General features: G+C 48.6%; 11 protein-coding genes. 8 read left to right on the top strand and 3 right to left on the bottom strand.

The window, feature by feature from the left end:
• The 3 genes from BUE76_RS25145 to BUE76_RS12220 all read left to right on the top strand — a co-directional run.
• On the top strand, nt 1-711 hold a 711-nt coding region (locus tag BUE76_RS25145), incomplete at its 5' end, for a metallophosphoesterase (RefSeq protein ID WP_254049530.1).
• 71 nt (nt 712-782) lie between these two features.
• Nucleotides 783-1,832: a hypothetical protein gene (locus BUE76_RS12215; protein WP_073040030.1), complete on the top strand. Its 1,050-nt coding sequence runs from the start codon at nt 783-785 to the stop codon at nt 1,830-1,832.
• A 71-nt stretch (nt 1,833-1,903) separates the two neighbouring features.
• Nucleotides 1,904-2,494, top strand: a complete 591-nt coding sequence (locus BUE76_RS12220) for a porin family protein (RefSeq protein WP_073040028.1) — start codon at nt 1,904-1,906, stop codon at nt 2,492-2,494.
• A gap of 270 nt (nt 2,495-2,764) precedes the next feature.
• Here the strand turns inward: BUE76_RS12220 and BUE76_RS12225 are convergent, their stop codons facing one another.
• Entirely contained in the window at nt 2,765-3,991 is a 1,227-nt protein-coding gene (locus BUE76_RS12225) for a 4-hydroxy-3-methylbut-2-enyl diphosphate reductase (protein ID WP_073040026.1), read from the bottom strand.
• 99 nt (nt 3,992-4,090) lie between these two features.
• Here BUE76_RS12225 and BUE76_RS12230 point away from each other — a divergent pair, with 99 nt between their 5' ends.
• On the top strand, nt 4,091-5,449 hold the full coding sequence (locus BUE76_RS12230; RefSeq protein WP_073040024.1) for an alpha-amylase family glycosyl hydrolase: 1,359 nt from the start codon (nt 4,091-4,093) through the stop codon (nt 5,447-5,449).
• A 274-nt stretch (nt 5,450-5,723) separates the two neighbouring features.
• Here the strand turns inward: BUE76_RS12230 and BUE76_RS12235 are convergent, their stop codons facing one another.
• Nucleotides 5,724-7,253, bottom strand: coding sequence for a trypsin-like peptidase domain-containing protein (locus BUE76_RS12235; RefSeq protein ID WP_073040022.1), 1,530 nt, complete (start codon nt 7,251-7,253; stop codon nt 5,724-5,726).
• Nucleotides 7,254-7,549: 296 nt separating this feature from the next.
• On the bottom strand, nt 7,550-8,560 hold the full coding sequence (locus tag BUE76_RS12240) for an acyl-CoA reductase (protein ID WP_073040020.1): 1,011 nt from the start codon (nt 8,558-8,560) through the stop codon (nt 7,550-7,552).
• Nucleotides 8,561-8,683: 123 nt separating this feature from the next.
• Between BUE76_RS12240 and BUE76_RS12245 the strand changes: the two genes are divergently transcribed.
• From BUE76_RS12245 to BUE76_RS12260, 4 genes are all read left to right on the top strand, one after another.
• Nucleotides 8,684-9,031: a 4Fe-4S dicluster domain-containing protein gene (locus BUE76_RS12245; protein ID WP_073040019.1), complete on the top strand. Its 348-nt coding sequence runs from the start codon at nt 8,684-8,686 to the stop codon at nt 9,029-9,031.
• 218 nt (nt 9,032-9,249) lie between these two features.
• Nucleotides 9,250-10,236, top strand: a complete 987-nt coding sequence (locus tag BUE76_RS12250; protein ID WP_073040017.1) for a D-alanine--D-alanine ligase — start codon at nt 9,250-9,252, stop codon at nt 10,234-10,236.
• 53 nt (nt 10,237-10,289) lie between these two features.
• Nucleotides 10,290-11,117, top strand: coding sequence for a PASTA domain-containing protein (locus BUE76_RS12255; RefSeq protein WP_073040015.1), 828 nt, complete (start codon nt 10,290-10,292; stop codon nt 11,115-11,117).
• 6 nt (nt 11,118-11,123) lie between these two features.
• Entirely contained in the window at nt 11,124-11,438 is a 315-nt protein-coding gene (locus tag BUE76_RS12260; RefSeq protein WP_073040013.1) for a rhodanese-like domain-containing protein, read from the top strand.
• Nucleotides 11,439-11,576 lie beyond the last annotated feature (138 nt).

The following is an 11,576-nucleotide window of genomic DNA, read 5'->3' on the forward strand; positions in this document are numbered from 1 at the left end:
GATGTGCACAGCGGCTCCTTTAATAATAAGGATGCGGTGCAAAGGGGGATAGACAAAATCCTAGGACTAAACCCCGACCTGATTCTTTTTACCGGCGACCTGGTAAACAACCGCGCCGATGAAATGGATGATTACAAAGAAGTGTTTAGCCGGTTGAAGGCGCCAATGGGTGTATACTCAGTATTGGGCAACCACGATTACGGTGACTATGAGCCCTGGCCAACCATCCAGCACAAAAAAGAAAACCTGGAAAGACTGAAAGGCGTGCACCGCGAAATGGGCTGGAACCTGATGCTGAATGAGCATACCGTTCTGGAACGAAACGGTGAGCAGATCGCCCTGTTGGGTATCGAAAACTGGGGCGCCAAGGCCCGTTTTCCCAAATATGGTAAAATGGCCGAAGCCTACCAGGGAGCCAGCCACCTGCCTTTTAAAATCCTGATGAGCCACGATCCTTCGCATTGGGATGCGGAAGTAAGGCCCAATTACCCCGATATCGACCTCATGCTCGCCGGTCATACACACGGTATGCAATTTGGCGTAGAACTTCCCTGGCTGCGGTGGAGCCCTGTTCAGTACGTGTACCAGCAATGGGCGGGGTTGTATGAAAAAGACAACCAGAAATTGTATGTAAATCGCGGCTTTGGTTTTATCGGTTATCCAGGAAGGGTGGGTATTTTACCTGAAATCACCCTGTTGGAATTTGCCTGATCCAATAAATTCTACAATGAAGCGTTTAGTTAAAGAACTTTTCACCAGATTGCGTAATTAAACCGCAACCTTTGAAAAAACCAGCTACTTATATCAAACCTTTTTTATTGGCAGCTCTTGGCCTGATGGGTTTTCAGCAGGTGCAGGGCCAAAAGGACAGTACCCTTTCGGGCGCTGAACTGGACGACCTTGACGCCCTCTTTTCCGACCTGGGGAGTTTGCTCGATTCCATCACCAAACCTAAAAGCTTTGGTACCGTATCCCTTATGGCAGGAAACCGGCTGCTGAATGTGCAAAGCCAAAGCGGGCAGGCCACCACTACCCAGTCGCTGATGTTATCGCCCTCTGCGGCCTATTACCACAAATCCGGCTTAGGTGTAGCGGCTACAGCCATGATGCTTACGCAAAATGGAAGCTTGAAGCCTTCACAGTACCTGGCGACCGTTTCCTATGATTACCTGAAATTTAAAAGGGTGATGACCGGGATTGCCTATACCCGTTTTACCCGGCCCGATAGCCTCAGCTATTACACATCACCGCTTAAAAATGAACTCTCGGTATATGGCCTGTACCGCAAAAGCTGGTTCAAGCCATCCGTTTCTGTTTCCTATGGGTGGGGCACCAAAACCGAGGTTACGCGGCAGGCAATATTATACAAGGCTCTGAAACAAAAGGGGAAGAAGAAGCAGGGGGGCGGAGGACCAATCGAAATTCCTGGTGAGGTGGTAACCACCACCAGTGAATCGGTTTCCGACTGGATGGTAAGCCTTTCCACCCGTCATGATTTTTACTTCTTTAATGTGCTGAGCAATAAGGATAATTTCCGTTTTTCGCCACAGCTTTCCTTTACCGGTGGCACGCAGCAGTATGGTTTCAACCAAAGTACCAACGGCTACGTGGTAAAGGTTAGCGATGCCATTAACAAGCCATTTCTTTCCGACCAGGTGACCCTGCAGGAATCAACAAAGTTTCAACCTTTGGCAGTTACTGCCTTTTTGCGTACCACTTATAACAGGGGTAAGTTCTTTGTCCAGCCACAGATGGCGCTGGATTATTATATACCCACCAGCGACCAGCATTTTACCGCCTCTTTTGCTTTAAATACCGGGATCATTTTTTAACATTTTTTCACATGTAACATCCTGTACCCTTGGGCGTCCAAAGGATGTTCTATCACTTAAAAACCAGCTTCATGAAAATCAAGTTATCTGTTATTGCCCTGTTCGTACTGCTGTCGAACGCTGCTATGGCCCAGCTTACCGCAGGTGTGAAAGCCGGCGCCAACATTACCAAAGTGGACGGAAAGTCTTTTAAACAGGAGTTTCGTTATGGTTACCAGTTGGGTGGTTTTGCCATGATTGGCCTGGGCGACAAGTTTGCCCTGCAACCCGAAGTATTGTACACCCAAACCCAGACAAGGGTAGACAGCAATTTCCGCAACATCTATCAAAGTGCATTTCAGGAAGTAAAGGATGGTGATGTAAAACTCAATTACCTCACGATTCCCATCATGCTGAACTATAAGTTTATCGGCAACCTGGTATCCCTGCAGGCGGGCCCCCAGTTTGGTGTACTGCTGAATAAGGACAAGAACCTGCTGGAAAATGGTAAGTCAGCTTTCTCCGGCGGCGACTTTTCTATGGCAGGTGGATTGCAGGTAAAAGTGAGTAAGGCTGTTGTGTCGGGCCGCTATGTGGTGGGTCTGAAAAACATCAACGACCTTGGCGACCAAAACAAGTGGCGCAACCAGGCGATCCAGATTTCGGTGGGTTTGGCGCTGTAAAAGCTGCAAGTTTTTAGCTACAAGCTGCAAGCATGCTAACTTAGTAATGCATATAAAAAAGCAGCACTCTTTCGAGGGTGCTGCTTTTTTATATGCATCAATCTTTGAGGATTTCAATATAGAAAACTGCAGTAGACAACATGGTTCAGGGCCTCCGCCACTTCCTGTCCTAATTCATCAGCCTGCGGTTTCAACCATGGGATGGTGACCATCAGCTTAAGGGACCAATCTTGTAAGTGGTTTACTTGCGGCAATGATGTTGGCTATGCCTTATGCAAACTCCGCAACCAGTTCATCAAAAGCTTTTGCACCGGGGAAATAGCCATGCAGCTTGCGGATCACTTCCTCCACCACCGCATCGGGGCAGGAAGCACCGCTTGTGATAAGGATGTTTACTGTTTCCTTTTGGGGCAGGTAGCCTTCCGTAACGCTTTCTATTTTATCATGAAAGTTGTAGTGGCTGATGGTTTGTTCCGACAGGATCTTTGCTTCGCTGCTGATATAATATGTTGGCAATTTCTCCTCGCATAATTCTACCAGGTGCGAGGTGTTGGACGAATTGTATCCGCCTACCACAATGGCCAGATCGGCAGGAGTGTCCAGCATACCCGTAACGGCAGTTTGGTTGTCGTTGGTGGCATAACAGAGAGTATCCCGGGTGTCGGCAAAACGCTCTTTGATGTTAGTTTCATCCAATCCAAAATGATCCTGCATCACACCTTTCAGGTAATCGGCAATGCCTTGCGTGTCGGAAGCCAGCATGGTAGTTTGGTTTACCACGCCAATGCGTTGCAGGTGCTGGTTTACATCAAAATCTTCCGAATACTGGCCGGCAAACTCGTTATAAAAGCCGGCAGCGTCTTTTTGACCCGTAATATATTTAGCCAGCTCCATGGTTTGTTTCAGGTCTTTTACCACCACCGATGGCGCATTGGCTGCTGCATGCGAAAAAGTTGCCCTTGTTTCTTCATGGCTGGGTTTGCCATGGATGATAATGGTGTAGTCGCTCTTGGCAATAACCTCGCTGCGGTTCCAAACCTTTTCCACGAAGGGGCAGGTGGTGTCGTATTTCTCGGTAGGAATTCCAATGGCTTTCAGTTGGGCCTCAATGGCGAGGGTGGTGCCAAAAGCAGGAATCAACACCACGTCGTCGGCGGCTAGTTCTTCAAAAGGCACGATCTGCTTACCATGATTATCCTGCAGGAACTGTACGCCGCGGCTGCGCAGGTCGTAGTTTACCTGCGGGTTGTGGATCATTTCGCTGAGCAGGAAAATGCGTTTCCCGGGGTTTTCATCCACGGTACGAAAAGCAATGTCGATGGCATTTTCAACACCATAGCAAAAGCCGAAGTGACGGGCCAGGTAGATTCGCATGGGCCCAAAATCGAGCAGGGTAGGCGAGAAGTCTTTTTTCATGCGGTCCGCTTCCTTGCGCTTTTTTTTGATGGCCGAAATCAGCGGGCTGCGGTACATTACCGGAACGTCGAAACTTTTCATCGGGGCAATTATGGAATTTGAGCTCAAAGGTACACCTAACAGGTCTTAAAGACCTGTTAGGTGTTATTCGTTCGTAATTTGCGGCAATAAACAAGACAGATGAAGCGTGTGATTTGTTCGGTAGCTGCAGCTGCCCTGCTGCTCTCCTGTTCGGTAAATAAACCCCTAAGCACCAACACCATGACAACAAAGGAAACAGGCAAGGCCTGGGTTAACCATACCAATATCTACGAGGTGAACGTACGGCAGTACACGCCCGAAGGCACCTTTAATGCTTTTGCCAAACACCTGCCCCGGCTGAAGGAAATGGGGGTGCAAACCATCTGGTTTATGCCCATCACGCCCATAGCCCAGAAAAATAAAAAGGGCAGCCTCGGCAGCCAGTATGCTGCTGCCGACTATACCGCTATCAACCCCGAATTCGGTACCCTCGCCGATTGGAAGGCACTGGTAAAACAGGCACATGATATGGGTTTTAAAGTAATCATTGACTGGGTGGCCAATCATACAGGTTGGGACCATGTATGGACGAAGTCCCATCCCGATTTTTACGAAAAAGATCCGGCAACCAAAGACTTCAAGATCGCTTCAGGAATGGACGATATCATTGAACTGGATTATAAAAATCCGGCAATGCGCCAGGCTATGATCGATGCCATGAAGTATTGGATTACCGATTCGGGCATCGATGGTTTCCGTTGCGACCTGGCTTCCTGGGTGGAAGTTGATTTCTGGATACAGGCTGCCAATGAACTGAATAAAGTAAAACCGCTGTTCTGGCTGGGCGAGTTCGATCCCTTGGAAAACCCCGAGTACATGCAGGTGTTTGATGCCGCCTATTCCTGGAAATGGATGCACAAAACCAAGGCATTTTACCAGGAACACCAGGGTGTGGCCGGCCTCGACAGCTTGTTGCAGCAATACCAGCAGGCACCAGGCATGCAGGCATGGTTTACCACCAACCACGACGAGAATACCTGGAACGGCACCGAGTACGAAAAGTATGGTGATGCTGCTCCTGCACTGGCTGTATTTTCCTGTACCTGGCCCGGGCTGCCGTTGGTATATAGCGGGCAGGAACTGCCCAACCGCAAAAGGCTGGAATTTTTTGAAAAAGACCCCATCGACTGGAAGGAGGAAAACCAGCTGGCACCTTTTTATAAAACCCTATTAACCCTGCACCACAACCATCCTGCCCTGAACGGCAGTGCTAAACTAGCAACTGTAGAACGCATCCATACCGCCCAGGACAACCAGGTGCTGGCTTATGTGCGACGTTTTGAAAACAGGCAGGTATTTACGGTACTCAACTTATCCAATCAACCTGTTACCTTCCAGGTGCCTGCAGGCGCAGTTAAAGGCAGCTTGAAAGAAGTATTTCATCAAGTAAACCACAACTTCGACCAGCACCATTCGCTGGAGTTGAAGCCGTGGCAGTACCTTGTATACGCAGACTGAACCGCTGATAAGTATGATTTGAAATGATTTGTATGACTTGGGATGCGTAGTCCTTTTCTCAATTAAGGCTATAATGATTTGAATACAGGTACAGGTGTTTAAACTTAAAATTGAAAACGGCTACTGGAGATAGTAGCCGTTTTCAATTGGATGTAAATAGGAAGCGTATTTCCAAAGCAAGCTCTGTTTTGTACAAAAAGCGAACGGCTACCCAAATAGGCAGCCGCTTGCTTTTATATTCATTTTAATCATTCCAAATCATACTCTTCTGCGGTTATTGTTCCAGGTTCAACGGATAGGTATACATACCGTCATAACCGGGATAAATACCTTCCAGCCTTACCGAGCCGCTGGCATTACCCAGCACCTTGGTGAGGGCTTCCAGGGAAGTGACATCAGCACCATTGACACTGGTAATCACAAAGCCTTCGCCCATACGGGTGCGGCTGAGTGCGCCACCCTGGGTGATCTTGCGAACCTGTACACCGCCCTGTATACCGTATTCACGGGCACGGCTTTGGTCGAGGGTAGCGAGGTCAGCACCCAGGCGGGAACCGATATTGGCACTGGCTACATCTTCAAAAGTACCGGCTTTCTTCTTTAGGGTCACCTGTGTGGTCAGTTCCTTACCGCCACGGATATAGGTCACCGGAACCTTATCGCCGGGACGGAAAGAAGCGATCTGTGCACTCATCTGAAGGCCACTGTTTACCGGGTTGTTGTTCACCTTGGTAATTACGTCACCTTTTTGAATGCCGGCAGCAGACGCGCCACCATCAGGCGAAACCGCAGATACATACACCCCATTGGCGGTATTTGGAACACCCAGTTGCTTCACCTGCTCTTCGCTCATGTCGTCGGTAGAGTAGTAGGAGATACCCAGGTAGCCACGTTGTACATCGCCAAAGCGAACAATATCATCAACAATTTTCTTGACAATGTTCACCGGAATGGCAAAAGAATAACCTGCATAAGTACCATTCGGCGCAAGGATGGCAGAGTTGATACCGATCAGTTCGCCATTGGTATTGATAAGGGCGCCACCGCTGTTGCCCTGGTTAACGGCAGCATCTGTTTGGATAAACGACTCAACAGGTGATTCGCCAGCGGCAGTTTGCCTGCGGTTGATATTGATGGTACGACCAGTTGCCGAAACAATACCAGCTGTAACGGTAGCATCGAGCGTCAATGGGTAACCAACTGCCAGAACCCACTGTCCCAACTGGAGGCTGGCGGTATTGCCGTACACCAGGAAGGGAAACTTATTGCCGTCAATTTTCAATACGGCAAGGTCACTGCTGGGGTCACGACCAACCAGTTTAGCCTTGTAGGTTTTGCGGTTGGCAAGCGTAACATTGATTTCCGAAGCCACACCGTTTGAGCCATCGGAGATCACGTGGTTATTGGTAACTATATATCCGTCCTCGCTGATGAGCACACCGCTACCGGAAGCACGCTGCTCCGGAATAACGTTGGGACCATAACCAAACAGGTCATCAAAGAAGTCGTCGAACATACCACCACCGCGGCGGCTGGTGATGTTATTGGTTTGCTTGCGTGCAGGAATTTTGGTTTTAATGTGCACTACTGCAGGAACAGCTGCATTGGCAGCTTTTGTCAGGTCAATGGCTTCTGCCGGATTGGCTTTACCGTCGAAAAAGCCTGTATAATTTGCAGGAATGTTGGTGCCAAAATTTCCGATGTTGGACTCTTTGTTCTGGGCGAATTGCTCGTAACCCCAAACGCTGAGTACCGCGGAAGCTGCACTGATGGCCACAGTAAGCGCAATCTGTTTCACTTTCATTGCTATCGGGTTTATTATCTATTATCTAGGTTTCAAAATACGTGCCTTGTCCTGTCTAAGGTAGAAACAGTTTGAACCGAAATTAATCCCTGCAGTTCTGTTTAACAAACAATTTACTAAGGTCTTCGTAGATCGGAGGGGAGGTGATTGGTGATTGGTAATTAGTGATTAGGTATTAGTAGTTGGCTGGTATGGTTCACATGTTTAGTTATTTCTTATGAATAACATAACCCATTATAATTCCTTTGATGAAAGATGATGAGTCTTACTTTTTACCATTCACCAATTACCAACACCTAATTTCCGCTACCCAGGTCCATCAAAAACGCCATCGTATCCACGCCGTCGGCGAAATCGCAAATGCCGGGTGTTTGCGCACCGCCAAAGGGTATCGCTGCCGTACCTGTAACGCACTGAATGGCTTCATCGCCGGAAAGTTGTTGCAACACATCGTCTGCCTGCTCGTAATACTCGTAATGTACCTGGCTGATGGGTGCGAAAGGCGATTTGTTTTCAATCAGCAAGATGGTGCCATCGGTCATGTAATACTCATTGTTGATGATTTTGGCAGCAAGCTGGTAATCGTAGTTGTTTTTGAATTTGTTGTGGTCGGTGAGGTGGCTGTACTTGCGTAAGGCATTTATGAGGGGAACAAAATCGTACCCCACCGGTACGTATAGCTTGGTAACATTGCGGCAACCCAAACCAAAGTACTGGTATATGTCATCGGCAAGGGATTCCAGTTCAGTGGTGCTTTCCTTACCGCTTAGCATGGCCACGGAAGTTCGGTTCTTGCGAATGATATGCGGGAATTTGCTGAAATATGCTTCGAAGTAGCGGCTGCTATTGTTGGAGCCTGTAGCAATATAGGCCTCACAATTTTTCAGCAGGGGAAGGATGGCAACGGTTTGCTGCGTTGCTGGCTCCCACTGATGCAAAAGGTTCACCAATTGGGTGATCAGCGCTTCGTCTTTTGAAGAAGGTTTGATCAGTGCGATATGACCGGAAAGAAAGACACATAAAAAATCGTGGAAGCCCACCAGGGGTATATTGCCCGCCATAACAATTCCCACCTTTTTGGGAGCAGGTAGCGTGTCTGGAATTTTATAGGAAGCTGCAAGCTGGTGCAGAGCCTCGGGTTGCAGCAGTTGTTGTACAATATTGTTGACCGCCAGGTCCACGAAATCCTCAATAAACCAATTATTGTTTACAAAAGCTTTCCTTTTTGCACTTTGCCAGGCTTCATCATTTTCCTGCATATAATTGCCTAACCGAACCAAAATATTTATTCTTTGTTGAAGCGTCATGAGCATCATTGGGTTTTCCTGCAAAGGCTTGCCCAGTTTTTGCAGGGGTGAAAATGGTTTTTTACTGTTGGGCGCCTAAATTTGTGGGCACAAAAATAATTCCCGAGCAATCAAACAAGCACTATGGCAATCAAGATAACAGACGAGTGTATTAACTGCGGTGCCTGCGAACCGGAGTGTCCAAACAACGCAATTTACGAAGGTGGTGTGGAATGGGCGGTAGCCGACGGCACCAGCGTGAAAGGTAGCTTTACCCTGGTAGACGGTACCGTAGTTGATGCCGGCCAGCGCAATGCACCTATTGCTGTAGACACCTACTACATCGTACCCAGCAAATGTACCGAGTGCCAGGGCTTCCATGAAGAGCCGCAGTGCGCTGCCGTTTGCCCGGTTGATTGCTGTGTACCGGATGAGCTGTACCAGGAAACCGTAGATGCACTGCTGCAAAAGAAAGAAGCCTTGCATTTGTAATTTATTACATATAACTTGCAACAAGCATCGCAGCTTCGGCTGTACGTTAAGCCGGTGATATTTCCGGTATAAAGGTGAAGGGATCGGCCCTTCACCTTTGTTATTTATTTAAACCTATAAGGTTTTCAAAACCTTATAGGTTTTTCCAACACCTAACAGGTCTTCAAGACCTGTCAGGTGTCCTTCTTTCCTGTAAATTCGCTCCCCAAACCCAATTCATGAAGCAAAAAATCGCCCTGGTTACCGGTGGCTACTCCGGCGAATCCGTGATCTCTTATAAATCGGCCAAAACCATCTATACCCACCTCGATAAAAACCTGTATGATGTTTATGTAATCGACATCAACCCAGAAGGCTGGTTTTACCTCGAGGACGATCATAGGGCGGGCACCATTGATAAAAATGATTTTTCCCTCCGGCTGCATGGCGAAACGATCCGCTTCGATGGTGTATTTATTGGCATGCACGGCACACCAGGTGAAGATGGCAGGCTGCAGGGCTATTTCGATATGCTGGGTTTGCCCTACACTTCCTGCAATGCCGCCACCTCGGCACTTACGTTTAATAAAAGATATACGGTAGCCGTCGCTGCCATGGCCGGCATCGCCGTAGCGCCTTCGGTACACCTGTTTGCGCATACAGCCTATGATGTCGCCACCATTTTGCAGCAGCTACAACTGCCCGTTTTTGTAAAACCCAATAATGGCGGCTCCAGCATCGGCATGAGCAAGGTGAGCAAGGGCGAGGAGTTGGCAGCAGCCATTGAAAAAGCCTTTGCCGAAGACAACCAGGTGCTGGTAGAGCAAATGATCCAGGGCAGAGAGTTTACTGTTGGTGTTTTTAAAACTGAAGGCCAAATACAAGTACTGCCCATCACCGAGGTAATTGCGCAAAACGAGTTTTTCGATTATGAAGCCAAGTACCATGGCGCTTCCACTGAAATCACACCAGCGCTAATCGGTGAAGAATGGAAAGCCAATATTGAAGCGGCGGCCAAAAACATTTATGCTGTTTGTAATTGCAGCGGCGTAGTGCGCATCGACTTTATTTATGATGAAGTTGCTGCGAAGCCTTACATGCTGGAGATTAACACCGTTCCCGGGCAAAGCGAAGCCAGCATCATCCCGCAGCAGGTAAGGGCCAAAGGCTGGACCCTGCAGGATTTTTACAGCCGCCTGGTGGCCGAGGCTTTAGCAAAGCGCTAACCCCACCGCCTTGAACTTTACTTATATTGCGCCCCAAAATCGGATAATCCTGCATGTTTAAATTCATTACCCGGCAGTCTTTGATCGTCAACATCCTGGCAGGATTGGTTTTCCTGTTTTTGCTCGGGTTCCTGTTTGTAGAGTCGCTCAACTGGCTTACCCACCACGGAGAGGCTAAGACGGTGCCTGCGGTGGTGAATAAAAATATAGCCGAGGTGCAAAAGACACTGGAGTCGCAGGGTTTTGAAGTGGTGATCCAGGATTCCATTTATAACGAGGAACTGCAACCCGGAACGGTTATCAAGCAGGTGCCCGCTCCTGATGATGTGGTAAAGGTGAACCGCACGGTATACGTTACCGTTAACCGCTCCATTCCGCCCGAAATTGAAATGCCCAACCTGAAAGGTTATAGCTTCCGCAACGCGGAGATGGTGCTCAAGAATATGGGCCTGAAAATGGGCGACACAACCTATAAACCTGATTTTGCCAAGAACTCCGTACTGGACCAGCTGTTTAACGGCAAAACCATTCCTGCTGGCACCAAAATCAGGATGGGAAGTACCATCTCGCTGGTGATTGGCAGTGGCGTAGGGAATACCGATCTTACCGTTCCTACGCTTGTTGGTCTTACCTACGATGAAGCCAATATCCTGTTGCAGGCCCAGGGCATTGTGCTGGGTTCGGTGCTGGCCAATCCCGATGTACAGGATTCCGCGGCAGCTTTTATTTACCGCCAAAGCCCGGCGCCCAAAACAGAAGCCGGCTTCCCACTGCGTATCCGGCCGGGCCAGATGATTGATGTGTGGCTGAGCGTGGAAAAACCCGTAACCGATTCTGCAGCCCTCACGCAACCTGTTACCGAACAGGAACCTTTACAATAAAATGCCATGAAAAGTATTACCGTAGCACAACTGAAAGCCAAGCTGGACGCCGGCGAAAAGATCAACCTCATTGATGTGCGCGAGCCGCACGAGTACGCCGAAGCCAACCTGGGCGGCCAACTGGTGCCCCTGGGTAAGATCCAAACAATGCAGCTGGAAGACCTTGAAGACCTGAAAGAGGAACCCGTGTACATCCATTGCCGCAGCGGTAAACGCAGTGCCATGGCTTGTATGGTGCTGGACCAGGTAGGATTTAAAGAGACCTACAACGTTGAGGGTGGTATTCTCGATTGGATTGACAAGTATGGCATGCCGAAATAGCCACTAGCTGCAAGTTGTTGGCCTCAAGTTGCACGTACTGCCATCGGCAAATAGGGTTGCGGTAGCTTGACCAGCTTTATATGTGTGTGCTTCCAAAAGCTCTCAAATACTTTAAGTAAACCGTATAAGAAAGGGGAG

The organism is Cnuella takakiae, from assembly GCF_001953305.1.
In the GTDB taxonomy this organism is placed as follows: domain Bacteria; phylum Bacteroidota; class Bacteroidia; order Chitinophagales; family Chitinophagaceae; genus Flavisolibacter; species Flavisolibacter takakiae.

What these genes read in the sequence shown, in the direction of transcription:
- BUE76_RS12220 (WP_073040028.1), top strand. Translation starts at nt 1,904, where the DNA reads ATGAAAATCAAGTTATCTGTTATTGCCCTGTTCGTACTGCTGTCGAAC.
- BUE76_RS12255 (WP_073040015.1), top strand. Translation starts at nt 10,290, where the DNA reads ATGTTTAAATTCATTACCCGGCAGTCTTTGATCGTCAACATCCTGGCA.
- BUE76_RS12240 (WP_073040020.1), bottom strand. Translation starts at nt 8,560, where the DNA reads ATGACGCTTCAACAAAGAATAAATATTTTGGTTCGGTTAGGCAATTAT.
- BUE76_RS12235 (WP_073040022.1), bottom strand. Translation starts at nt 7,253, where the DNA reads ATGAAAGTGAAACAGATTGCGCTTACTGTGGCCATCAGTGCAGCTTCC.
- BUE76_RS12260 (WP_073040013.1), top strand. Translation starts at nt 11,124, where the DNA reads ATGAAAAGTATTACCGTAGCACAACTGAAAGCCAAGCTGGACGCCGGC.
- BUE76_RS12230 (WP_073040024.1), top strand. Translation starts at nt 4,091, where the DNA reads ATGAAGCGTGTGATTTGTTCGGTAGCTGCAGCTGCCCTGCTGCTCTCC.
- BUE76_RS12225 (WP_073040026.1), bottom strand. Translation starts at nt 3,991, where the DNA reads ATGAAAAGTTTCGACGTTCCGGTAATGTACCGCAGCCCGCTGATTTCG.
- BUE76_RS12250 (WP_073040017.1), top strand. Translation starts at nt 9,250, where the DNA reads ATGAAGCAAAAAATCGCCCTGGTTACCGGTGGCTACTCCGGCGAATCC.
- BUE76_RS12245 (WP_073040019.1), top strand. Translation starts at nt 8,684, where the DNA reads ATGGCAATCAAGATAACAGACGAGTGTATTAACTGCGGTGCCTGCGAA.